The sequence below is a fragment of the Streptomyces sp. N35 genome (genome assembly GCF_016464295.1).
GTDB lineage: Bacteria > Actinomycetota > Actinomycetes > Streptomycetales > Streptomycetaceae > Streptomyces.
Genome location: NZ_JAEIMH010000017.1, coordinates 13,100 through 36,879 on the forward strand (window position 1 = coordinate 13,100; position 23,780 = coordinate 36,879).

At 70.7% G+C, this 23,780-nt stretch carries 20 protein-coding genes; 5 read left to right on the forward strand and 15 right to left on the reverse strand.

From position 1 onward, the window contains the following. Positions 1–52: 52 nt before the first annotated feature. Positions 53–1,024 (forward strand): 5-dehydro-4-deoxyglucarate dehydratase, encoded by a 972-nt coding sequence (locus JAO81_RS12140; protein ID WP_233415261.1) that lies wholly within the window; start codon positions 53–55, stop codon positions 1,022–1,024. 47 nt (positions 1,025–1,071) lie between these two features. Next, a complete protein-coding gene (locus JAO81_RS12145; protein WP_199547819.1) occupies positions 1,072–2,400 on the forward strand; it encodes an enolase C-terminal domain-like protein in 1,329 nt (442 codons plus the stop codon). A 55-nt stretch (positions 2,401–2,455) separates the two neighbouring features. On the opposite strand, the gene JAO81_RS12150 is transcribed toward JAO81_RS12145, so the two are convergent. Next, positions 2,456–3,589, reverse strand: a complete 1,134-nt coding sequence (locus JAO81_RS12150; protein ID WP_199547820.1) for a winged helix DNA-binding domain-containing protein — start codon at positions 3,587–3,589, stop codon at positions 2,456–2,458. A 39-nt stretch (positions 3,590–3,628) separates the two neighbouring features. Then, positions 3,629–4,867 (reverse strand): flavin-dependent oxidoreductase, encoded by a 1,239-nt coding sequence (locus JAO81_RS12155; RefSeq protein ID WP_199547821.1) that lies wholly within the window; start codon positions 4,865–4,867, stop codon positions 3,629–3,631. 217 nt (positions 4,868–5,084) lie between these two features. Between JAO81_RS12155 and JAO81_RS12160 the strand changes: the two genes are divergently transcribed. Together JAO81_RS12160 and JAO81_RS12165 are read left to right on the forward strand one after the other, a co-directional pair. After that, on the forward strand, positions 5,085–5,684 hold the full coding sequence (locus JAO81_RS12160; RefSeq protein ID WP_199547822.1) for a gamma carbonic anhydrase family protein: 600 nt from the start codon (positions 5,085–5,087) through the stop codon (positions 5,682–5,684). 20 nt (positions 5,685–5,704) lie between these two features. After that, positions 5,705–6,187: an HAD domain-containing protein gene (locus tag JAO81_RS12165; protein ID WP_199547823.1), complete on the forward strand. Its 483-nt coding sequence runs from the start codon at positions 5,705–5,707 to the stop codon at positions 6,185–6,187. Here JAO81_RS12165 and JAO81_RS12170 read toward each other — a convergent pair. The 6 genes from JAO81_RS12170 to oxc form a co-directional block, all read right to left on the reverse strand. Beyond that, a complete protein-coding gene (locus tag JAO81_RS12170) occupies positions 6,184–8,040 on the reverse strand; it encodes a CocE/NonD family hydrolase (RefSeq protein WP_199547824.1) in 1,857 nt (618 codons plus the stop codon). The two genes, JAO81_RS12165 and JAO81_RS12170, sit on opposite strands and share 4 nt — an antisense overlap. Before the next feature lie 106 nt (positions 8,041–8,146). After that, on the reverse strand, positions 8,147–8,662 hold the full coding sequence (locus tag JAO81_RS12175) for a hypothetical protein (RefSeq protein WP_199547825.1): 516 nt from the start codon (positions 8,660–8,662) through the stop codon (positions 8,147–8,149). After that, positions 8,659–9,240: a hypothetical protein gene (locus JAO81_RS12180; protein ID WP_199547826.1), complete on the reverse strand. Its 582-nt coding sequence runs from the start codon at positions 9,238–9,240 to the stop codon at positions 8,659–8,661. The genes JAO81_RS12175 and JAO81_RS12180 overlap by 4 nt, the downstream gene beginning before the upstream one ends. Before the next feature lie 8 nt (positions 9,241–9,248). After that, a complete protein-coding gene (locus tag JAO81_RS12185; RefSeq protein WP_199547827.1) occupies positions 9,249–10,382 on the reverse strand; it encodes a hypothetical protein in 1,134 nt (377 codons plus the stop codon). Between the two features lie 46 nt (positions 10,383–10,428). Beyond that, positions 10,429–10,740 carry a hypothetical protein gene (locus JAO81_RS12190; RefSeq protein WP_199547828.1) on the reverse strand — a complete coding sequence of 104 codons (312 nt, stop codon included), beginning with the start codon at positions 10,738–10,740 and terminating at the stop codon, positions 10,429–10,431. A 253-nt stretch (positions 10,741–10,993) separates the two neighbouring features. Beyond that, positions 10,994–12,739: an oxalyl-CoA decarboxylase gene (oxc, locus tag JAO81_RS12195; RefSeq protein ID WP_199547829.1), complete on the reverse strand. Its 1,746-nt coding sequence runs from the start codon at positions 12,737–12,739 to the stop codon at positions 10,994–10,996. A 302-nt stretch (positions 12,740–13,041) separates the two neighbouring features. Between oxc and JAO81_RS12200 the strand changes: the two genes are divergently transcribed. Then, complete coding sequence (locus tag JAO81_RS12200) at positions 13,042–14,607, forward strand: FadD7 family fatty acid--CoA ligase (protein WP_199547830.1); 1,566 nt, start codon at positions 13,042–13,044, stop codon at positions 14,605–14,607. A 36-nt stretch (positions 14,608–14,643) separates the two neighbouring features. On the opposite strand, the gene JAO81_RS12205 is transcribed toward JAO81_RS12200, so the two are convergent. From JAO81_RS12205 to JAO81_RS12235, 7 genes are all read right to left on the reverse strand, one after another. Further along, positions 14,644–15,588: a LysR family transcriptional regulator gene (locus tag JAO81_RS12205; protein ID WP_199547831.1), complete on the reverse strand. Its 945-nt coding sequence runs from the start codon at positions 15,586–15,588 to the stop codon at positions 14,644–14,646. Between the two features lie 127 nt (positions 15,589–15,715). Beyond that, positions 15,716–17,056, reverse strand: coding sequence for a phosphatase PAP2 family protein (locus JAO81_RS12210; RefSeq protein ID WP_233415262.1), 1,341 nt, complete (start codon positions 17,054–17,056; stop codon positions 15,716–15,718). A gap of 300 nt (positions 17,057–17,356) precedes the next feature. Beyond that, positions 17,357–18,484: a rhamnogalacturonan acetylesterase gene (locus JAO81_RS12215; RefSeq protein WP_199547832.1), complete on the reverse strand. Its 1,128-nt coding sequence runs from the start codon at positions 18,482–18,484 to the stop codon at positions 17,357–17,359. Positions 18,485–18,495: 11 nt separating this feature from the next. After that, complete coding sequence (locus tag JAO81_RS12220) at positions 18,496–21,234, reverse strand: Tat pathway signal sequence domain protein (RefSeq protein ID WP_199547833.1); 2,739 nt, start codon at positions 21,232–21,234, stop codon at positions 18,496–18,498. 98 nt (positions 21,235–21,332) lie between these two features. Then, on the reverse strand, positions 21,333–21,929 hold the full coding sequence (locus JAO81_RS12225; RefSeq protein ID WP_199547834.1) for a hypothetical protein: 597 nt from the start codon (positions 21,927–21,929) through the stop codon (positions 21,333–21,335). A gap of 7 nt (positions 21,930–21,936) precedes the next feature. Continuing rightward, positions 21,937–22,806, reverse strand: a complete 870-nt coding sequence (locus JAO81_RS12230) for a carbohydrate ABC transporter permease (protein WP_199547835.1) — start codon at positions 22,804–22,806, stop codon at positions 21,937–21,939. Beyond that, the coding region (locus JAO81_RS12235) for a carbohydrate ABC transporter permease (RefSeq protein WP_233415263.1) at positions 22,803–23,780 on the reverse strand (978 nt) is incomplete at its 5' end. The genes JAO81_RS12235 and JAO81_RS12230, both read right to left, overlap by 4 nt.

Here is a 23,780-nt window from a genome sequence, read left to right on the forward strand (position 1 = left end):
CTTAGCCTCCATCTTCATACGCGAACACCGTCTACATATGAGGATGAGAGTCATGACGGGGAACGAAGCGCAGCCGACAACGATGAGCGACCGGTGGGCGGACCTCACCCGGAGACTGCGCGAGGGCATGGCGCGCGGCGTGCTCTCCTTCCCTCTGACCAGCTTCGACGACGAGGGCGCGCTGGACCTCGAGGGCTACCGGGCGTACCTGGAGCGGCAGTTGGCGTCCGAGCCGGGCGCCGTCTTCCCCGCGTGCGGCACCGGTGAGTTCCATGCGCTGAACGAGGACGAGTACCGCGCGGTGGTCGAGGCGACCGTCGAGATCGCCGCGGGACGGCTGCCCGTCGTCGCCGGGATCGGCTACGGCTGGGCGCAGGCGCTGCGCTTCGCACGGATCGCCGAAGAAGCGGGCGCGGACGCCCTGTTGGTGCTCCCGCACTATCTGGTGGCCGCCCCCGAGGCCGGGCTTGTCGAGCAGGTCCGCCGGATCGCCGCCGGCACCTCGCTGCCGCTGATCGCCTACCAGCGCGGCCAGGTCACCTTCGGCGCCGACGGCGTACGGGCCCTTGCCCGGATCCCGGGAGTGATCGGGCTCAAGGACGGGCACAGCGACCTCGACCGGCTTCAGCGCCTCACGCTCGCCGCGCCGGACGGCTTCCTGTTCTTCAACGGCGCACCGACCGCGGAGATCCAGGCCCGCGCGTACGCGGCCGTCGGCGTCCCCGCGTACTCCTCGGCCGTGCACGCCTTCGCACCCGAGATCGCGAACGCCTTCTTCGCCGCCCTGCGGGCCGGCGATCCGGCCGCCACCGACAAGCTCCTGCGGGAGTTCTACGTCCCGCTGGTCGAACTGCGCGACACCGTCCCCGGCTACGCGGTCTCGCTGGTCAAGGCGGCCGCCCGGCTGCGCGGTCTGCCCGTCGGTCCGGTCCGTGCGCCGCTGACCGACCCGGCAGCCGCCGATCTCGCCGTACTGGGCCAACTCCTGGACACCGGGCTGCGGTTGGCCGAGGCCACGCGCTGAGCCCACCCCCCGCCCCTGCCGCGCCCGCAGAACAGGAAGCCCCAACGATGACCCAGCCCACCGTCACCGCCTTCGCCGTCTATCCGGTAGCCGGCCGCGACTGCATGGAGCTGAACCTCTCCGGCGCCCACGGCCCGTACTTCACGCGCAACATCGTGGTGCTCACCGACTCCGAGGGCCGCACGGGGCTCGGCGAAGTGCCCGGCGGGGAGAAGATCACACGGACGCTGCGGGACGCCGAGGCGCTGGTCCTCGGCGCGAAGGTGGGCGACTACCAGCGGGTCCTGCGCGAGATCGGCGACCGCTTCCGCGACCGGGACGCGGGCGGCCGGGGTGCGCAGACCTTCGATCTGCGCACCACCGTGCACGCGGTCACGGCCGTCGAATCGGCGCTCCTCGACCTGCTCGGGCAGCACTTGGACGTACCGGTGGCCGCGCTGCTCGGGGAAGGCCAACAGCGTTCCTCCGTACGTGTGTTGGGCTATCTCTTCTACGTGGGCGACCCGGACCGCACGGACCTGGAGTACGTCCGCGAACCGGACGCGGACCACGCGTGGTACCGCATCCGGCACGAGGAGGCCCTCACGCCGGAGGCGATCGTGCGGCAGGCGGAGGCCACGTACGAGCTGTACGGCTTCAAGGACTTCAAGCTCAAGGGCGGTGTGCTCGACGGGGCGGAGGAGGTCGAGGCGGTCGTCGCGCTCAAGAACCGCTTTCCCGGCGCGCGCGTCACCCTCGACCCCAACGGCGCCTGGTCCCTGCGCGAGGCGATCGAGCTGTGCGCCCCGCTCGGCGACGTCCTCGCCTACGCCGAGGACCCGTGCGGCGCCGAGGAGGGCTACTCGGGCCGTGAGGTGCTCGCGGAGTTCCGGCGCGCGACCGGACTGCCCACGGCCACCAACATGATCGCCACGGACTGGCGGCAGTTGACGCATGCGCTTGCCCTGCAGTCGGTGTCGATTCCGCTCGCCGATCCGCACTTCTGGACCATGCGGGGCTCCGTGCGCGTCGCCCAGCTGTGCAACGCGATGGGACTGACCTGGGGCTGTCACTCCAACAACCATTTCGACATCTCGCTCGCAATGGTCACGCACTGCGGCGCCGCGGCGCCCGGCGCGTACAACGCCCTGGACACGCACTGGATCTGGCAGGAGGGCCTGGAACGGCTCACGGTCGAGCCGCTGCGGATCGTGGGCGGCGAGATCGCGGTACCGGACGCGCCCGGGCTCGGCGTCGAGCTGGACCGGGACCGGCTGCTGGCCGCGCACGAGCTGTACAAGGAGAAGGCGCTGGGGGCGCGCGACGACGCCGCGGGGATGCAATTCCTCCTCCCCGGCTGGGAGTTCGACCCGAAGCGGCCCTGTCTGGTGCGGTGACGGACGGCTGCCCGGGGCCCGGCCGGCCGGGCGTTGTCGACCCGCGTGCGACCGATCAGCCCTTGACGATCCGCGTCCCGACCCCGGGCAGCCCCTTGTCCCACCAGTGCCCGTAGCGCCGGTACACCTCGGGATCACGGTCCGCGAGCCAGGTCACGAGGCGCTCGGCCTCCCGCGTCAGACCTCGCCACTGACCCGCCGTGAGCTTGCGGAACGCGGTGAGTTCCAGACCTCCGCCGTCGAGCGACCGCCACACGCCCGCGACCTGCCCGTCGACAAGGAGGCAGGGCAGCACATCGCCGTTGCGGCGGACGGCCGCCGGCCGGAACTCGGCCGGCATGAACCGGCCCGGCACGGCATGCGCGAGCAGCGAGCTGTCCCACATGGGCAGCAGCCGCGGCGGTACGGGGACGTCCTCGGCCGGCACGGTGGCCTCGGGCAGGTCGTACAGCACGGCCCGTCCGGTTCCGCCGACGGGGCGCAGGGTGTCACCGAGCGCGTCGACGGCGTGCTTGACCGTGGCGCTCGGCAGCAGCGTGAACCGCGCGAAGTCCTGTGCCGTCGCCGGTCCGAAGGCCCGTAGATAGGAGAGCAGCAGCTGCTTTGCCCCTTCTCCCGCCGTCACTTCGGGCGCCTTCGGTGCGGCGCGGAAGGTGTTCCGGTGGCCGAAGGACCAAGGACCGCCGGACGGCACGTGATGCAGGGGCGCGTAGGTGCGCAGCGCCCACCAGACGCGCTCGGTGCCCGCGCCGAGGCGCGCCACGACCTCGGCCTCCGCTTCGGCGCCGGTGCGGGGTTCGCGCAGATACGGCGTGAGGTCGGCGAGCAGGGTGTCGGCGTCCTCGGCGCTCAACCCCGTGTCGGTGAAGCGCCGGTCGTACAGGCGCGCGGCGCGCAGACAGCTCAGCATCGCGGCGTGGAAGGCCGGGTGGTCCGCGGCGTGGACGGCGTGCAACGTGATCCGCATCAGACTGGCCTTGACGATCCGGCCGTCCGCGAAGGCCGCGTCCAAGTGCTCGGGGGCGAAGTCCGCGACGCGGTTCCACAGCGCGAGATACGGGGAAGCGGGGGTCTGCGCCTGGAGGGCGCACAGGCGCCGCACCGCGTCCGTCACGTCGATCGGCCGGCGCTCCAGGAGGAGCTGCCGGTCCAAGGTGGCGAGGGCGAGTCGGCGCGCGGAGAGGGTCACGTCGGGATTATGCCGCCCACCTCGGACAACCGCCCGGGTTCAGCCCACCGACCAGGACTCACGGCTGTTGAGATACGCGACGTCCGCACCCGTCGTCGCGCGGTAGGCGGCGTGGAACGCGGCCAGTTCCTCGGCGGTCAGTACGTCCTCGATCCGCGCGAAGCCGTCCGGGGCGCGTCGGGCGACCGTGGCCAGGAGCCGGTCGGCGGGCATGGCGCGGTGGGCGAGGACCAGGGCGCCGGTGACGGGACGGCGTTCGGCTTCGTATGCCTCGAGGGCCTGTTCGGGACCGGGCGCCGTCGCCAGGTGGCGGGCCAGCGCGCGGGCGTCGAGTACCGACTGGGAGGCTCCGTTGGAACCGATGGGGTACATCGGATGCGCGGCGTCACCGAGCAGGGTGACCCGGCCGCGGCCCCACCAGGGCAGCGGGTCGCGGTCGACCATCGGGTACTCGAGGATGCGGCCGGTGGCCTCGAGCAGCGCCGGGACGTCGAGCCAGCCGAGCCGCCAGTCGGCGAAGTGCGGGAGTACGTCGGCCAGTCGGCCGGTGCGATCCCAGTCGGCGGCCGGCCGGCCTGGGCCCGCGAGGCGTACCTCGGCCACCCAGTTGACCAGGGCGCGGCCGCGGATCTCGGCGGAGCGCGACACCGGGTAGGCGACGAATTTGGCACTCTCGTTGCTGCCCGCGACGGCGAGTGTGCGGCCGCCCAGGAACGGGGCGGTCTCCACCAAGCCGCGCCACATTCGGATGCCGTTCCAGAGCGGCGGGCCCTCACCGGGGTGCAGTTGTGCGCGGACGGCCGAGTGGAGTCCGTCGGCGCCGAGCAGCACGTCCGCCTCCAGGGTGCCGCCACCGGCGAACTCCACCCGTACGCGGTCGCCTTCGTCGTGGAAGGCGGTCACGGCGGCGTCCGTCCTGATCTCACCGATGCGGGCGAGCACCGCGTCGAGCAGCAGCCGCTGCAGATCACCGCGGTGCAGGGAGTACTGCGGCCAGTGATAGCCGAGTGCGCGGCCGCGCGGCTCGCCCCAGATGCGGTTGCCGTGCCGGTCGAAGTGGACCATCTCCGCGGTGGGGACACCGGTCTCGGCGAGAACGGTGCCGAGTCCGAGCTCCGTCAACTCCCTTACGGCGTGCGGCAGCAGATTGATCCCGACGCCGACGGGCCGCAGCGAGTGGGCCGCGTCGACGAGCGTGACGCCGAGCCCCGCGGCGTGCAGGGACAGGGCCGCGGTGAGCCCGCCGATGCCGGCGCCCGCGATGAGGACGTGGGTCATGTCCGCCGTACCGCCCTTCCTCGTGCGGCCCGCGGGGCCACGCTGCCGTGATGACCCGGATGGTCAACACGGCTATCCCTGCCCACAGTTACCCGGTCCGGAAGCCTCGCTCCGCCGGGAGCAGCCGCCCCCCACGGCTCGCATCCACCGGGAGCCCCCGCCCCATGGCTCGCAGATCCGCTGGGAGCACCCGCCCCACGGCTCGTACGCTCCCTCCATGCTGATCGAACACCGCGGCCGCCGGCCCTCCGTCCACCCGTCCGCGTACGTGTCCCCCGCCGCCGTACTCTGCGGCGCCGTCACCCTGGGCGAGGGCGTCCGGGTCCTGCACGGCGCCGTCCTGACCGCCGAGGACGGGGAGGTGCGGATCGGGACGAACACCGTCGTCATGGAACAGGCCCTGCTGCGCGGCCGGGACGGGCATCCGGCCACGGTCGGCTCCTGCGTCCTGATCGGCCCGCACGCCCATGTCAACGGAGCGACGATCGAGGACGAGGTCTTCGTCGCGACGGGCGCCTCCGTGTTCCCGGGCGCGGTGGCCGGGACGCGCTCGGAGCTGCGGATCAACAGCGTCCTGCACGCCAACTCGACCCTCCCGCCGGACACCGTCCTGCCGATCGGCTGGATCGCGGCCGGCACCCCTGCCCGCCTCTTCTCCCCAGACCGACACGAGGCACTCCAGCCCGCCCAGATGGAGTTGGACTTCCCCCGCACCGTGTACGGCGTGGACCGCGGGACCCCGATGCACACGATCATGGCCCGCCAGTCGGAGTACTACGGAGCACATCGCACGGACCGGGTGATCGACGAGCCGTAGCCAGGCTCTACGGTACGCGGATGCTCCCCTTGCTCTTCCTCGACGTCGACGGCCCGCTCATCCCCTTCGGCGGCGGCGGTCACCCGACGTACGAGCCCCTGCCCGCCGCCTCGGACGCGAACCCGCTCCTGGCCAGGATCAATCCCGCACTCGGCCCTCGCCTGCTCGCCCTGCCCTGCGAGCCGGTCTGGGCCACCACCTGGGGCGAGGACGCCAATGAGGAGGTGGCACCCCGGCTCGGACTGCCGGACCTGCCCGTACTCGGGTGGACGGAGGGCGGGCGGCCGGAGGGGCTGCTGCACTGGAAGACGCGGCCGATCGTCGCGTGGGCGGGCGGCCGCCCCTTCGTCTGGATCGATGACGAGATCGGTGAGCGGGACCGGTCCTGGGTGGTGGAGAACCACCCGGGACCGTCGCTGCTCCTGCGGGTCGCCCCTGAGCTCGGCCTGACGGAGGCCGACCTGGCAGCCGTCGGACGCTGGCTGGCGAAGCTCGACGGCTAGCGTACGACCGGGAGTTGCACCGTGCCCGTGTCGCCCGGTGCGCTCGTCACCGTGACCGGCTTGACGCCCTTGTTGCCGAGGTAGGCCCCGTCGCTCGCCGCGATCACGAACTGGATGCGGTGGCCCTTCTCGTAGCGGTGCACGATGCCCGGCAGGGACACCGTGAACGGCTTGGTCACGTCCGGTACGCGCACGGGGGCGACGAGCCGGTGCACCAAGGTCTTCCTGCCGTCCGGGGCCACGTCGTACAGCTTCGCGAACAGCACCAGCTTGTCGGCGGCGTCCGACGAGTTCTGGACGCGTTCCGTCCTCGGCGAGACCACCTTCAGCGTGGCCTTCGGGATGCCCACGACCTCTGTCGCCTCGGCGAGCGGCTCGGTCGACCAGTCGAGATACGTGCCGCGGGTGTCGTACGGCGCGGGGTCCGGCAGACCGATCAGGCCGGCGAGCGAGGACTCGGAGTGCGAGGTGGGGATCAGCCAGTTGCGGTACTCACGACTGCCGCGCACCACCTTGCGCCGGTTGTCGACCAGCTTGCCGTCGCCGGAGAGGTAGTACGTGGTGGTCGGCGACGGGGTGTGCGACGCGGTGGCGTAGGTGCGCTGCGGGTCGGCGACCCAGTCGCGGTAGTACGCGAAGTCCGGTCCGGTGTCGGTGCCCTTGTCGCCCTGCAGATAGCGGTCGAACCAGGCGAGCACCCGCTGCCCGACGTAGCTCGACTCCAAGTTGCCCGAGCCCAGGCTCAGTTCACCGCTCGCCGGATCCGTGATTCCTCCGCTGTGCCCCCACGACTGCCAGATCATCTTGGCCGTGGTGCCCTGCGCGCGCAGCGTCTCGTACGTCGCCTGCGCCTCGTTGAGGTTGAACAGCGAGTCCGCCTGCCCCTGCACCAGCAGCGTCGGCGCCTTCACCCGCCGCAGATACGAGACGGGCGAGACGCTCCGCGCATAATCGAGCAGCTCGTCGGTCCGCCCCGCCGGGTAGCGGCCGGAGTTCAGCATCCGGATCGTGTCGCAGGCCCGGTCGACGAAGTGCAGGCAGGTCAGCTTGTTGATCCGGGAGGGGTCGAGCGAGGGGACGAGCAGCGGCTGGCCCTCCCCCATCAGATAGAACCCGTTGGCCCACTGCCACTTGTACGCACCGGGCACGTCGGTGCCCACGGCGTTCTGCGGGTCGAGCGCGTAGGCGAGGTTGTTCCACGTGATCAGCGGAACGAGTGCGTCCACCCGGTGATCGACGGCCGCGGTCGCCAGCTGGATCGCCCCGCCGTACGAGCCGCCGATCATCCCGACGCGCGGATCGTCGCCCTTCTCGCCGCCGTCCGCCGTGACGTAGTCGGCCTTCGTCCCGTCATCTGCCGCGCGCTCGCCGGCGAGGAAGTCGATGAGCGCGGAGGCCGCCTTCGCGTCGATACGGGGGTCGTCCAGGGAGATCAGACAGCCGGAGTTCCCGAACCCGAGCCCGGAGTAGGCGAGCCCGACGTACCCGCGCTGCGCGAACGCCTTGGCCGCACCGGCGGTTCCACCGTCGGCCTTGTTCCCGCCGAAGCCGTTGGTGGTGATCACGGCGGGGGCGGTGTGCCGGGCGTCGACCCCCGCGGGCCGGTAGAGGTCGGCGTCCACGACGCAGGTGCGGTCGCCGGTGTCGACGGTGAACTTCAAGGCGGTGACGGTGTATTCGCCCAGGGCCGGCGTGGTCGCCGCCGCCGGCACGGCGAGGGCGAGCGGTGCGGCGAGGACAGCGGCCGCGGTGCCGACGGCTGCGGTGAGGGTGGCGCGGGATCTGGGCACGGCTCGGGGCACGGTGACCTCCACGGGGCTATACCGACCGGTAGGTTCGGGAATCGAGGTCATCGTGGGGGGTTGGTTACTCGCGGGTCAATAAGCGTGCGGTGGGATTCGTGAACCTGCCACGTATCTCCTCAACTTTGGGTTGCTCCAGGGGCCCGGTCGGCACGACTCAGCGGTCCGGGTGGGTTACCCGGACGACGCGGAACGGCAGGTGGCCGCCGACGGGCGCGACAACTCCCTTTCCTGTGGGCGGGCCTGCATACCAAATGGCCTGAGGGGCGTCGCCGCCACGCCGCGCAACTGTGTAGCTGAATGCGACGGACTGGAGGAGCAGCTCACCTTCCGCGCCAGGCATTTCGACGCGGAGGCGGTAGTTGCCTGGGCTGTCCACTCGCCGGCACGGCATCTCCAGCCAGGGGTATGCGCGCAGGATGCGGCGCGCCCGCCATGCGTTGTATGTGCACACCATGCCCACCTGCACAGACATGACGGCTGTGATCATCGAGAAAACGAACGCCAGCACTGACCAGCTGCTGGCGATGAAAGCGCAGCCCACAGCCACGCCGGCGGCGATGGCCGCGAGCACCACCAGGGCCCACACCGTCCCACGCTCCCGCGCCCGCTTGAGGCTGTTCGCCGTAGCCGGTTCGTCCATCGCCGCCTTGGCCAGGGATTGGGTAGTCATGTGATCAACTCCGCAATGCGAGATGTGGGTTGGCGTCCTGCAGGCGCATCCTTCGGCTCTTCGAAACTGATCGTGCTCGCCACGGCGCCGAGGATGTCCGTGTACGCCTCTGATTGCGTGAGATCGGAGCTGGTCAGCGTCGCTGTGATCAGAGTCGGAGTGCCAGGAATCAGAAAGGTGCACGTGGCCTGACACACTGTCGCGGCGCCCTCGTCGTCGCAGCGCAGTACCCCGGTGGTGAATGCGGCGGCAGTTGTCCGCGCGACGGTTCGCAACTCACACGTATCTGGGGTCCAGTGAACCCACCCCTCGCGGGAGATCAAGGCCCGGGCGGCGGCCACTTGGGGATCGCTCACCAGCGTGCTGGTGGAGGACAGGGTGAACAGCGAAGTGGTCACCGCTTCGTACACATCAGTGCGGTGCAGCCCCAACGCCGCGTAAAACGTGCCGTGGCGGAAGATCTCGTCCAGGGCAGGGGCCCATTCGGGAGCACGCTCTCGAATCGGGGTCAGGCCTGCCGGGTCGAACTCCTGGTATCCCGGAGGAAGCCGGAACCACAGTTGTGGCCTGTCATCCATGGAGGTCCTCACAGGGTTGTTGCGGCGCGCGACAGGCGCGCGAAGGTGCTGGGGATGTCATCTGCGACGATGCGCCCGCCATCGACGGCCGGCGCTACGCTCTCGTAGGTCTCGTCGTCCTTCAGCGGGGTCACGTCCCCCAGACTCGTCGCCACACCCGCGGTCGCGATGCCTACCTCGACCGCTTCCTTCGTCCCCGAGCTGACGCCGTGCAAGGCCCAATCGGTCACGCGATTCGTTCCTCTGGCCATCTCCAGACCTGTCGCCTTCGCGCCGTCCACCAGGCCGACCGCCCCGGCACGGGCAGCGTCATCCAGTGAGCCGGCTGCCCTGACGGCGGTAACCGCGCTCTTCGTGCCACCGGCGGCCAAGCCCAGGACGGGAAGGGCGCCGATGCCGTCACCGACCAGCGTGACCGCGCCGTCCCAGAACTTTGCGTCCAACTTGCCCTCACTGATGCCGCCCCAGACCGCGTCACGGATCTTCGGATCCTTGAGGTGCAGCCCAAACGCACCCGCGCTCGCAGTCGTGGCGATCGTCAGAGCAATGGCGACCCCGACCGGCGGAGTGGCCATCACGGCGGCGAGCCCGGCGACAGAGGCCGCCACCGACAGGTAATCGCCGAGATCCTCCTCAACGAACCCCACAACCTTGTCGAGAACCCCCGGCTCCTCAGGAGCCAACCCCTCATCCGCGGCCTCAAGATCCCGAGCCACCCCCCGAGCCGCCTCCTGATGCACCCCCTCCAACTCCCGCGCCAGCCGCCGCACATCAGCCACCGCGTCCCGCGCCTTCGAGAGTTGCTCGGGGTCCTCCGAGGCCCGGGCCTCCGCCTCCGTGAGTGCCGAAGCCGCCGTCCGTGCGCGGTCCTCGTAGGACTGGGCCGTCAGCCGGCGGGCGACGACGCCGTCGTGCCAGCGCAGCAGCGCGCCCGAGGCCTTCGAGAGGGACTGGTGCGCGTCGAGCAACCGCTTGGGCACGTCCTGCGACAGCGCCCGGCGGAACGCGTCGCCGCCCTCGCCCTGCCAGGACGAGGCCGACCGGAGCAGACGGTCGATCAGCTCGTGGGCCGTGCCCAGCGACTTCGCCGCCTTGGCCACCTGCTTGTGGAGCGCGGAGATCTCCGCGGGGTTCCCCGGCACGGGGTTGAACCCCAGGTGCGGATACGGTCCGCCGGCCGGACCCGCGTCACCCATCGACCCGCACCGCCCGGAACGCCTCCGCGATCGCCCGGTTCAGCTCGACGTACCCGTTGTGGCTGAGAGCCACCGCCGACTGGATGCGCGCGATCCGCTCGCCGAGCTGTTCGGCGCCGTGGCCCCAGGAGCCCTGGAAGGAGTCGCAGGCCGCGTCGAGTTCCGCCGTGCCGATCTGGTCGGCGCGTACGTGGTCGAGCGCGCGTCGCGCCTCGGCCAGCGACTCCACCGAGTCGTGCAGGGCCTTGGCGAACCGGCCCAACTCGGTTGTCTGCACCCGCAGATCAGGGTGTTCACCAGTCATGGCCGAGCACCTTGGCAGAGTCGGAGGGTTGTACGGCAATCAGCATTCACCCGTACGTGGGCCGGCCCGATCATTCAGGACGTGGAGCAACGGACCTGGCACACAGGCCCGCCACCCGGACAGGTGGCGGGCAGGACGGCGGGTGACAGCCGTCAGCACGTCACACCTCCCCCGCCCGCGCACAGCCGTCGGGCCGGGCACCCCTCGTACGAGGAGGCGCCCGGCCCGTCCGTTGCGGCCGCGAGGAGACCGGTTACTTCTTGCCGCCGAAGTTGCCGAGCCCCTTCGGGTTGAGGTGGGCGATATGGCCGCTCTCGGTGCCGGCCGACGGGTCGATGACGCAGTCGATCAGCGCCGGTCCGCCGGCGGCCAGCGCCTCGGTAAGGGCGGCGGTGATCTCGGCGGGCGTGGTGGCGCGGTAGCCCTTGCCGCCGAAGGCCTCGATCATCTGGTCGTGGCGTGCCGCGCTCATCAGGGCGGTCGGCGCGGGGTCGCTGGAGCCGCCGCCGGGTGCCTCGTCGCCCTTGTACACACCGCCGTTGTTCATGATGACGGTGACCACGGGCAGGTTGTAGCGGCAGATCGTCTCCAGGTCCATGCCGCTGAACCCGAAGGCGCTGTCGCCCTCGACGGCGACGACGGGCTGCCCGGACTCCACGGCCGCGGCGATCGCGTACCCCATGCCGATGCCCATGACGCCCCACGTTCCGCTGTCGAGGCGGTGGCGCGGCACCTGCATGTCGATGACGTTGCGGGCGATGTCGAGCGCGTTGGCGCCCTCGTTGACGAGGTAGACCTCCGGGCGTTCGCGCAGCACGTCCCGTACCGCCTTGAGCGCGCCCATGAACTGCATCGGGTGCGGATCCGCCTCGAGGCGCTTGGCCATCTTGGCCACGTTGTCCGCGGTCTTCGCGTCGAGTTCGTCCTTCCACGCCTGGGGGGCGGCGATCTGGCCGGGCTTGGTGCGTTCGGCGAGCGCGTCGAGCACCGACTCGATATCGCCGACGAGCGGTGCGGCGATGGGCTGGTTGGAGTCCATCTCCTTGGGCTCGATGTCGATCTGGATGAACTGTGCGTCCGGGTTCCAGCCCCGCTCGCCGTGGTTGAGCAGCCAGTTGAGGCGCGCACCCATCAGGACCACGACGTCGGCCCGCTTGAGGGCGAGCGACCGCGCGGCGGCCGCGGACTGCGGGTGGCCGTCGGGCAGCAGGCCCTTGGCCATCGACATCGGGGCGTACGGGATGCCCGTGGACTCGATGAACTGCTTGATCTTGTCGTCCGCCTGGGCGTACGCGGCGCCCTTGCCGAGCACGACGAGCGGACGCTCCGCGGAGGCGAGCAGTTCGATGGCGCGGTCCACGGCCTCGGGCGCGGGGAGCTGGCGAGGGGCCGGGTCCACCAGCCTGCTCAGTGTCCTCGCCCCCTCCTCGGCGGGCATGATCGAGCCCAGGACGGCGGCCGGGATGTCCAGGTAGACACCGCCGGGCCGGCCGGAGATCGCGGTCCGCAGCGCGCGGGCGATGCCGCGGCCGATGTCCTCGACCCGGCTGATGCGGTACGCGGCCTTCACGAAGGGCTGGGCGGCGGCGAGTTGGTCCATCTCCTCGTAGTCGCCCTGCTTGAGGTCGACGAGATGGCGCTCACTGGAACCCGAGATCTGCACCATCGGGAAGCAGTTGGTGGTGGCGTTCGCCAGGGCTACGAGCCCGTTGAGGAAGCCGGGCGCGGATACGGTGAGCGCGATGCCGGGCTTCTTGGTGAGGTATCCGGCTATCGCCGCGGCGTGCCCGGCGTTGGACTCGTGCCGGAAACCCACGTACCGGATGCCCTCGGCCTGGGCGAGGCGCGCGAGGTCAGTGATCGGGATGCCGACGACTCCGTAGATCGTCTCGACATCGTTGAGCTTGAGCGCGTCGACGACCAGGTGATACCCGTCGGTGAGCTCGGCCCGGTCTTCATCGCTCGCCGCGGTGTCGGTGGCAGCAGCAGTGTCAGTCATGGTCCGAGCTCCTCCTTGAGCGGGCATACCTGCTTCGGCGGTCATGCGTGCGGCTCCTGGTCTCACCTTGCGCACCCCGCTCGCCGCCGTCCAAGACGTATCGGCGACCAGCCGATAAACGGCGTCTATCGAGCAGTCGGCTCCCCTTCGCCACCTGGGGGTTCGCCATGGTTGATAAGCGCCTGCTATCGGCTGGTCGCCAGTGCGTATTGGACGTGCGCCGAAGGGCCGCGCACGCTCACTGGACGGCAGCCTTACGAGGGTTGTGCCCCGGTGTTCTTCCGTACGAAGGGGTGGTGGTCATGGCCGCTGCGACCGCAGCATCGGTGCGGGGCGTATCGCTGTACCGTCCGCCGGCGATCACCGGCCTCGCGGATCTTCTCGACCGGCCGGTACGGGAACGGCCCTCGGCCACCGCCCTCGTCCACGGCGCCGACCGGGTCCGCCTGTCCTACCGCGCACTGCGCGATCTGGCCGAAGACGTGGCACAGCGGCTCACCCGGTCCGGGCTGCGACGCGGTGACACGGTGGCGCTGGTCGCCGCCAACACCGTGGAGTTCGTGGTCGGTCTGCTCGGCGCGGCCCGGGCCGGGCTCCTGGTGGCGCCGGTGGATCCGGGGTGGGCGAAGGATCAACTCGCCGAGCGGCTTGCCGGGTTGGCGGCGCGCGCCGTACTGGCCTCGCCCGACGTCTGCGTGCCGGAGGCCTGGACGCTGACGGTGGACGCGGCGCGCGGGGCGGTGGCGCTGGTGGAGGGCGAGGTGCGCGAGGCACGGGGCGAGGACCGGCCCGACCCCGCCGACGTACTGGTCCTGTTCACGGTCGGTACCAGCGACCGCGCCAAGATGGTCCCGCTCACCGATATCAACGTGATGGCGGCGGTCCGCGGGATCTGCGGCACGTACGAACTGGGGCCGGGCGACGCGACGGTGGCGGTGATGCCGTTCTTCCACAGCCACGGCCTGTTCGCGACGCTGCTCGCCTCCCTCGCGAGCGGCGGCTGTGTGCTGCTGCCCGACGGCGGGCGGTTCTCGGCCACCACCTTCTGGGACGACGTACGCGCGGTGGCGGCCACCTGGTTCACCGCGGTCCCCGCCGTGCACGAACTGCTCCTGGAGCGTTCGGAACGCGACTACCCCGGCCCGCGGGCGGCCCCCTTGAAGTTCGTCCGCAGCTCCAGCGCGCCGCTGAACACCGCGACTCAGCGCGCCCTGGAACGCACCTTCGGGGCACCGCTCCTGACCGCGTACGGCATGACGGAGTCGACGCACCAGGTCACGAGCGAACCCCTTCCGCAGCACGGTTTCCTCAAGCACGCCTCGGCCGGCCGGCCCACCGGAGCCGAGCTGCGGATCGCGGACGCGCAGGGCCGGCCGTGCGCGACGGGGTCGGAGGGCGAGGTGTGGGTGCGCGGGCCCGCCGTGGCCCGCGGCTACCTCGCCGATCCGGCGGCAACGTCACGCGGTTTCCAGGACGGCTGGCTGCGCACCGGCGACCTGGGCCGTCTCGACGAGGACGGCTATCTGTTCCTCTCGGGCCGCATCAGGAACCTGATCCACCGGGGCGGGCGCAGGATCTCCCCGGAGTATGTGGAGGACATCCTCGCGGGCTGCCCTGGCGTGCTCGAGGCTGCGGTATTCGCGCTGCCGGACGGGGAGTTGGGCCAGCGGGTGGGGGCGGCCGTGGTGGCACGGGAGGGCGAGCACCTGGGCTCTGAGCAGGTACTGCACTACTGCCGGGGGCGGCTGGCGTCCCCGGGGGTACCGGACCGCGTGGAGATCGTCGCCTCCTTGCCGCACACGGCACAGGGCGGCCTCGACCGCCAGGCCGTCAGGGAAAGGTTCGCCATCAGCCACTCCGGTCCTTGAGGGGACCTTCCTGAGACCTTCCATCCAGCCGGACGCTCACCCGACAGGCTGCCGCACCCGACGTCCGCCCACAGGCAACGGCTCCTCGAAGAACTTGTCCAAGGACAGCCCCGTCGCTGCGGCGACAAAGGCACGGGCGGCCACCGACCCGGGCGTAGCCGCGTGGATCGCCACCGACACCTGCGCCCGCACATCGGGCGACACCAACGGCACCGCCCGCGTCCGGCCGATCACCGGCATCGCCCGCAGCCAGGAGTGCGGCACGATGCTGGCCCACTCCCCTACGCCGACATGCGCGTACAGAGACGCGATCGAGTCGGTCTCGACCTGCGGGGTCGCGACAAGCCCGGTGCGGGTGAGTACCTCGTCGATGAGCTGCCGGATCCGCATGTCCGGGGTCAGCAGCGCCAGCGGCAGCTGCGCGGCCTCGGCCCAGGTCATGGTCGCGTCCGGGGGCAGCAGCTGATCCCCGGAGACGACCATGTACCGCTCCTCGTACAGCGGCACGACCTGCAGCCCCTCCTGGTCGTCGGCCCCGAAGTAGCCGATCACCGCGTCCAGCTCGAACTCCCTGAGCTGGCGCAGGAGCTCCTTGGTGGCGAGCCGCGAGCGCACCTGCACCTTGGCCAGGGGATGCGCCGAACAGAACGCGCCCACCGGGAGCGCGAGCGTCGTCGACGCCGTGGGTTCGGTGCCGAGCCGCAGCGTCCCGGTGATCCCGGACTGCACGGCGGCCACCTCGGCCTTGAACGCCTCCTGCTCGGCGAGGATCCGCTTGGCCCAGACGACGAGCCGCTCGCCCTCGGGCGTCAGCCCTTCGTAGGTGTGGCCGCGGTTGATCAGCGTGACGTTGAGCTCGCGCTCCAGCTTGGCGATCGCGGCGGACAGCGCCGGCTGCGATACGTAACAGGACTCGGCGGCCCGCGCGAAGTGCCGCTCCCGCGCCACGGCGACGAAGTACTCCAGCTGACGAAACAGCATGGGTGGCCCCTCCCGCCCGGCGCATGGCCCGATCCGGTCACCGGATCACAGATTGCATACAGTAGACGACGCGGTGGGGGCCAACAAGGAGTTGCGCAGAGCGCGACCGCCCGGCGGAGCGGCTGTCCTACGGAACCGGTGCGGCAGCGGGGCGCGGCAGGGCGGGCGTGCGCGGCGACGGCACGGACTTGTGCTCCCAGCGCTTGCTGATCCGTACGTAGCCGTAGATGACCGAGCCCATCGCGCCCAGCACGATCAGCCCGAAGAGCACGGGGTACCGGGACATCTCGACGGACGCGTAGCGGTACATGAACAGCATGACCGTGAAGACGCCCGCGCCGTAGCCGGCGAGCTTGAGCGCCGAGCGGTCCCAGCCGTGCTCCTGCGCGCGCAGCACCGCCTCGATCGTCAGGACGAACACCACGCCGGACGCGAGATCGACCCCGTAGTGATAACCGAACCCGAGCGTCGCGCTGAGCGTGGCCACCAGCCAGAACGTGCCCGCGAACCGCAGCAGGCGCGGCCCCTTGCGGGAGTGGATGAACAGCGCCGTCGCCCATGCGGTGTGCAGGCTGGGCATGCAGTTGCGCGGGGTGATCTGGTCGAAGGGGATCGCCTGCGGAGCGGTCAGCTTCACCGGGGTGTGCGGCCACACCTGGCCGGCCGCCCACAGGCCGCCGTCGACCCCGTACGCGAAGACGGGTCCGACCACCGGGAAGATCATGTAGATGCCAGGCCCGAGCAGACCTATGAGGAGGAAGGTCCGTACGAGGTGGTGCCGCGGGAAACGACGGGCGGCCGAGACGCTGCGCAGCTGGTAGAGCGAGATGACGACCGCGGCCACGGCGAGCTGCACGTAGACCCAGTCGAGGACATGGGCGCCGACCGGGCCGATGGCCTCCAGGATGCGGCCGGCCACCCACGAGGGATTGCCGAGCGCGTGGTCGGCGGTGGCGAGATAGGGGTCGAGGACCGTTGGGCGGGTCTTCGACGTGATCAGCAGCCAGGCGTCACCGGTCTTGCGGCCGGCGACCAGGAGCAGTCCGAGACCGACTCCCTTGAGCAGCAGCACCCGCTCCGGGCCGGTGCGGCGGGTGACGGCGATGGCGGCGACGCCGGCCATCACCCACAGCGCGCCGTTTCCGAAGTTCATGTCGGCGCCGACGGCCCAGCGCACTCCCCAGAAGGCCAGGTCGATGCCGACCGCGGCCCCGAAGGCGATGAACCGCTCCCGCTTGGTGAGCACGACCATCATCAGCGCCATGGCCGCGTACAGGAGCGGTCCCGAGGCGGGCGCGAAGATCAGTTCGCGCGCCTGCTGGGTGAGCGGTCCGGGCACGCCATACCGACGGGCCGCGACCTCCAGACCCACGACGAAGCCCAGGGCGATGACGCCCGCCGCGACCCAGAGCAGGGTCTTCGGCTGCCACCGTGCGGACTCCCGCGTGCGGCTGCTGCTGCGCGACAATTCCCGCGACGGAATCGGTATCAATGCTCCTGGCCAGTTCGCTCGATATTGGCTCGATGGTCGCTATGTGTCCTTGAAGACGTTGCTTCCCGGTAGAAGGTTCATGCGCGCGATCTCCATGCGATCGAACATGCTAACGGAGCAGCTCGGGCCCCTGTGCATCGGCTGTGACCCGTGCCCTCGATGGGGTGGAAACAAAGTCCTGATCCCCGTGGTTCGCGTGGCCGGGATTCGCCCTCTCGAACGTACGAGCCCCGTGGAGAAGGCTCCACGGGGCTCACTCTGCCGTGCCTGCGGCGGCTAAGGGATCAGCCTCTGCTCCCGCAGCTCGCCATGGACCAGCGCGGCGTACTCCGTGGCGCCCCGGACCGAGGTGTGGGTGTTGTCGCGCTTCTCGTTGTAGAGGTAGAGCGCCTTGGAAGCCTCGGGCCCGAGCTCCTCGACCCGCTGCTTGGTCAGCGCCGTCAGGTCGATCAGCGGTACGTCCTGTGCGGTCGCGAGGGAACGCAGCTCGCCCGGCAGATCCACACCGAGTCCGTTGACGATCAGGGCGGTGCCGTTGTTCAGGGTGCCGTCGCCGTTGAACCAGCGGCGCACGACGGGGGTGACGAGGACCGGCCGGCCGCCCTTCGCCCGTACGCCGTCGATCATGGCGGTGAGGTTGGCGCGGTAGACATCGGCCGGGGTCTGCTTGTCGTTGTGGGCGAGCTGGATGAGGACCAGGTCGCCGCGGTGGATGCGGGCGGCGAGCGCGTCGAAGAAGAGCGGGTTGTCCCGGAAGGACTGTGAGCCCTCCCCCGAGTCGGCGTAGTTGGCGACCACCTGCCCCTTGCGGAGGAACTGCGGGAGCTGCTGGCCCCAGCCCGCGTACGGGTCGCCCGGCTGGTCGCAGACCGTGGAGTCACCGGCGAGCAGGATCTGGCGGGCCCGGGGCGCCGGGGTGACGCGCAGGTCCGCGAGCCGTGGCGCGGCGCCGCTGAAGGTGAGGTCGAGACCGGGGGTGCCGGCCGGTCCGGTGGGCTCGCCCTCCGGGTCGCGTACGTCGACCGTGAAGGTACGGCGCAGGGTCTCGCCCGGCTCGGTGGCGGTCTCGGCGACCAGGGTGCGCCGGGTCTCGGCCGTCACCGCGGTGCTGCCCGCGTCCTCGCCGCCGAGCTCCAGCGTCACGGTGTACGTGCCCACCGGGACGTCGAAGTGGCAGGTCACCGGGACGGTGGTGGTGCAGTGGTCGAGGCCGGGGCCCGTGCCGAATCCAGGGCTGCCTGCTTGCGCGGGGGCGTAGCCGGGGGTGTCGGCGTGTGCGGGGACGGAGCCGCGGCTGTCGGCGTGCGCGGGGACGTAGCCGCGGCTGTCGGCGTGCGCGGGCACGGCGGACAGCGAGCCGAGGGCGGCAACTGCCGTGAGCAGTGCGGTCGTTGCGTATCTCATCGTGGCCGTCCTCAGCCCGGGATCTTGTCGCCCACCAGGGCGAGGTTCTGGATGGCGGCGAGCCCGAACAGAGCGGTCTCGTTGGTGTTGACTTTGAGGTTCTCGTAGCCGGGTTCGAGGACGGAGGGGCCTTCGAGCTCGGTCTTGCTCCAGTCCGTTGCGGATGTGTAGCCGTCGCTCTTGAAGAACTTCTGCCACGCGCGGGCGGCCAGCTGGTCGTCCTTCAGCTGCGCCGCGGCATAGGCGTCCTGGCGCGAGTGGCCCTGGAAGAGGAGCAGCGTGCCGAAGTTGGAGCCGTAGCGCGCCGCCTGCTCGGCCTTGGTGGCGTTGAAGTAGCGGCAGTAGTCCAGCCAGGCCTCCTTGAACGCGGGCATCTCGATGATGTCGATGAGCTCGGCGCACATCTCGACCAGGCCGAACATCGCGGACAGGTGCGAGACCCCGACTGCGGGCTTGTCGGCGACGGCGAACTCTCCGGTGTCCAGGTCGTACAGACCCGTGCCCTGTACGAACCCGTTGGGCTGTGCGGCGATCGTCTCCATCGTGGAGCGCAGCCGCGCCTCGGCCTTGTCCGCCTTGGGTCCGCGCCGCTCCCACTCGGTCAGCCAGGCCGCGGCGAGTCCGCTCCAGTCGGTGCCGAAGCCGATGGACAGCGCGTGCCGGTCGGGGGTGTACGGCTCGGTGCGGATCTTGCGGATGGGGTCGAGGACCAGGAAGGTCTCGTCGCTGTCGACGAGGGCGTGCATCAGGTCGCCGACGCGTTCGTCCGCCGTGAGGAAGTAGTACTGCCGGCGGTAGACGGCGGTACTGATGCGCTGCTGCTTGGCGCTGCACGCGAAGTGCTGCACGCCGTGCCTGGTGCCGAGGCCCGCCCACTTGCCGAGGTGGTACACGTCGACCTCGCCGGTGTGCCGGGTCATGGCCTCGGCGAAGCGGAAGATGTCGGAGCGGCCCGAGCGCAGATACGCGTACCAGAGCCAGAGGTCCGGTGAGAGCTCGGAGTTGTCCCAGGCGTACCCGCCCACGTCGTAGCGCCACTGGTGCCGGTCGCTGTCGTAGGTGTGCATGATGTCGCCGTAGTCCCAGAAGCCGTACCAGCGGCGCTGCTCGACCTGGTCCTTGTAGTACGTGAAGAGGAAGTCGAGCTGGTCCTCGATCTTCGCCTTGGCGGCGGTGGAGCGGTCCACAGGGGCGAAGAGCCCGCCGAAGACGCCCGCCTTGGTCAGGTCCTCCGGCGCGGCGGCGAGTTGGGGCGGCATCCGCACGGCGTCCGCCTGCCGCACGAGCGTCTCCGCGCTCGGGGTGGACGCGTTCGCCCAGAACGTCAGCTCGCTGGTGCGGGCGATGCCGTACGGGGTGCCGAAGCCGGGCTCGTAGTCCTCGTACGTGATGTTGAGGCCTTCGAGTTGTTCGGGATACGTGTCCTGGCCCATGCCGTCGTGGTAGAAGCGCAGGTCCATCGGCTGGGCCTCGGGCGACCAGAGCCACAGGGTCACCTCGGCCTCGTCGCTCGCGGCGCCGCGGATGTCGAGCTGGGCGGGGTGCTTCTGCCAGAAGTCCCGCAGCCCGAAGGAGAGTCCGCCGCTCACGCCGCCGACGTATCCGAAACCGTTCGCGCGTCCGCCGCCGCCCGCGGTGATCCAGCCGTGGCCCGCCTTGGTGCGCTTGCGCAGGGTGAAGCCGTCGGCGCTGAGCTGGCTGAGGGTGTAGTCGCCCCACTCGGGGATGTACTGCAGGCGGCTGGTGACGCGCTGGTCCCAGGTCGCCGGGTCGGGCAGCTTCTCGCCCTTGACCTGCACGGTGCGCACGGCGGCTCCGGGGTCGCGGCGCAGTCCGGTGATGCCCTTGACCGCCTCGGTCAGGAAGCCGACGGCCGGTGCGGTGCCCTCGCCCGCGATGCGGATATGCCGGTCGTACGCCGCGTCGCGCATCGGCACGGTGAAGCGGACGCCGAGGCCGCGGATGAAGTCCTTCTCCTGGTCGCCGTCGTACGTGATCGTGTGCACCATACGGAAGGACTCGGCGCCCGCGTAGAAGTAGAGCCGCACGCTGAACGGCAGCCAACTGCGGCTGCCCTTGCGGTGCTTGCCGTCGATGCGGACCACCGCGCGGACGGGGCCGTCCTGTTCGACCTTCGCGCCGCTGATCTCGCCGTCGAACTTCTCCCACTTGGCGTTGCCCGCGTCACCGTCGTCCAGGTCGCTCTGGCGGAGCAGGACGAGGCGCCCCTGCTTGGCGATCTCGGTGGAGCCGCGCGTGACGGACTCCACGAGCTTGCCGCCGTCCTTGCGGACGACGGCCCTGATCACACCGGTGTCGACGGTGATACGGCTGCCGCTCCGGGTGACCGTCACCTTCTTGTCGGCCGTGGCGGCGGTGCCCGCGGCGAGCGTGAACTTCTCGGCGCCTGCTGCCGCGGGACCGACGGCGTGGGCCGTCCACTTGAGGGAGCCGTCGGGCCAGTAAGCGGTGGGCCAGGTCTGTACGGGAACGGCCTTGCCGTCGGCGGTGGCCAGCGCGAAGTCGGTGCCCTCGTCATGGGTGCCCTTGGTCCAGGGCACACCGAAGGTCGACCCGGCGGCGGCGCCGAGGCCGCCGTCCTCCAGCCAGCTGATGGTGACGGGGTCGGCCGCGGCGGGCGCCTCGGGGGCGGCGGCCCGCGCCTCCTGGGCGCCGAGCAGCCAGCTGGTCTGGCCGGCGACTCCTGCCGCCGCGGCCAGCTTGAGCAGGGATCTACGGGTGGAAGGCATGGTTCTCCTTTACGCGGACATGACAGACCTGAAGGAAGGGGCGCCCACGCGCCTGCCGAACGGGATGGGCGCCCAACACGCTCGTGGAGCATGGAGGTTCAGCCGGCCCGTCGCCGCTCCACGGCCAGGGCCGCCGCGGTGACGATGCCGAGGGCGGGCGCCACCAGCGGTGCGGCGAACCACGCGGACGCCGCGATCACCGCGAACCCGCAGATCAGGGCGGACGATCCGGCCGGGTCGAGCACGGTGCGCCGTACGGCCGCGGCGAACAGCGCGCGCCACGAAGCACCCGGCTCCCAGGACACGGCCGCCCGGAGTGCGGCGACCACCGCCACAAGCGCGGCCAGCACACCGGCCGTTCCCACGAAGGCGCCGCCGGGCAGACCCGCCCGTACGACGGCGAGGTCCGCCCACACGAGGGCCAGCGCCGCCCATCCGGCGAGACCGGCGAGCCAGCCGCGCCGGACGGCCGTTCGCCAGTCCTGGACGAACTGCCGCCACCCGGAGGCCTCTTGCCCCAGGTGGCGGCGCAGATGCGCGGCACCTGCGGCCACCGCGGCAGGCAGCGTGACCAGCGGCAGCGCGGCCAAGAAGGTCCAGACGCCGGTGAGCAGGCACTCGGCGAACACGGCGAAGCCGCGCTGGAAAGCCGACTCGCCGCGCCGCGCCCGTACCGACGGGGAAGTCACGCTCATGATGCGCTCAGCCCTTCAGTCCCGAGGTGGCCATACCGTCGATCAAGTACCGCTGGAACGCCAGGAAGAAGGCGAGCACCGGCAGCAGCGCGACCAGGGACATGGCGATCATGCCGCCGTAGTCGGACACGGCCTCCTGGTCGACGAACATCTTCAGGCCGAGGGCGACCGTGTACTTCTCGGGTGTGTTGACGTAGATCAGCGGACCCATGAAGTCGTTCCACGTGTTGATGAACGTGAAGATCGCGCTGGTGATCAGGGCGGGCCGGCACAGCGGCAGCACGATCGACCAGTAGATCCGCAGATGCCCGCAGCCGTCCAGCCGTGCGGCCTCGTCGAGTTCCTTGGGCAGGTTGCGCATGAACTGCACCATCAGGAAGACGAAGAACGCCTCGGTGGCCAGGTACTTGCCGAGCAGCAGCGGCGTGTAGGTGTCGATCAGCTCCATCTTCTGGAACAGGACGTACTGCGGGATCAGGAGCACGTGGTACGGCAGCAGGAGCGTGCCGATCATCAGCACGAACAGAACGTTGCGGCCGGCGAACTTGATCCGCGCGAAGGCGTACGCGGCCAGCGAGCAGGACAGCAGGACGCCGATCACCGAACCGACCGCGAGGAAGGCCGAGTTGTAGAAGAACGTGGTGATCGGGATGTCGGCGAGTCCGTCGGCGAGCCGCGTGTAGTTCTTCGCGACCGGGTCGGTGGGCAGCAGTTGAAGGCTGCCGATGATCTCGTCGCCCTGCTTGAAGGACGCCCCGATCAGCCAGATGACCGGGTAGAGCACCACCGCGAGGACGGCGAGGGCTCCGGCGTGCCAGGCGAGAGAGCCCCGCGTACGGCGGCTCGAGTTGGCCATCACGGCCGGCGGTGCGCTCATCGGGCGCCCTCCTCGTAGTGCACCCAGCGCTTCTGGGACCAGAACAGGACCGCGGTCACCAGCGCGACCGCGACGAGCAGCATCCACGCCATGGCGGAGGCGAGCCCCATCCGGCTGTTCTCGAAGCCCTGGACGTAGAGGTAACAGGTGTAGACGAGCGAGCCGTCGGCCGGACCGCAGGCGCTGCCGCCCGCGCCACCGCCGACGATGTACGCGGAGGCGAAGATCTGGAACGAGTGGATGGTCTCCAGGAGCACGTTGAAGAACAGCACCGGGGAGATCATCGGCAGCGTGATGCTCCAGAACCGGCGCCAGGGCCCCGCGCCGTCCACCTCGGCCGCCTCGTACAGCTCACGCGGCACCTGCTTCAGACCCGCCAGGAAGATGACCATGGGGGCGCCGAACTGCCAGACGGTGAGCCCCACCAGGGCGTAGAGGATCCACTGCGGATCGCCGATCCAGCCGCCCACGTCCACGCCGAAGAAGGTGCGCTGGGCTTTGTCGACCGGGCCGTCGTCCGAGAAGATCGCCTTCCAGACGATCGCCACGGAGACACTGGCGCCGATCAGCGAGGGCGCATAGAACGCGGCCCGGTAGAAGCCCTGGCCGCGCCGCTTCTGCGCGAGCAGCAGCGCGACACCGAGGGCGAGCAGCAGCTTCAGGGGCGTGCCGATCACGACGTACCACAGGGTCACCGACACCGAGTGGCGCCAGCGCGGGTCGTCGAACATCTCCTGGAAGTTCGCGAGGCCGATCCACTTCGGGGAGTCGAAGAGGTTGTAGTCGGTGAACGCGAAGTACAGGGAGGCGATCATCGGGCCCGCGGTGAGCAGCAGGAACCCGGCGATCCAGGGGGACATGAAGAGATAGCCGGCGAGGTTCTCGCGCCGTCCCCGCCGCCTGAGGGCGGCGGCGGGGGGCGGCGCGGGCGCGGGGGGGGGGCGCGGGGCCCCGGCCCTGTTGTCGGGGGGCCC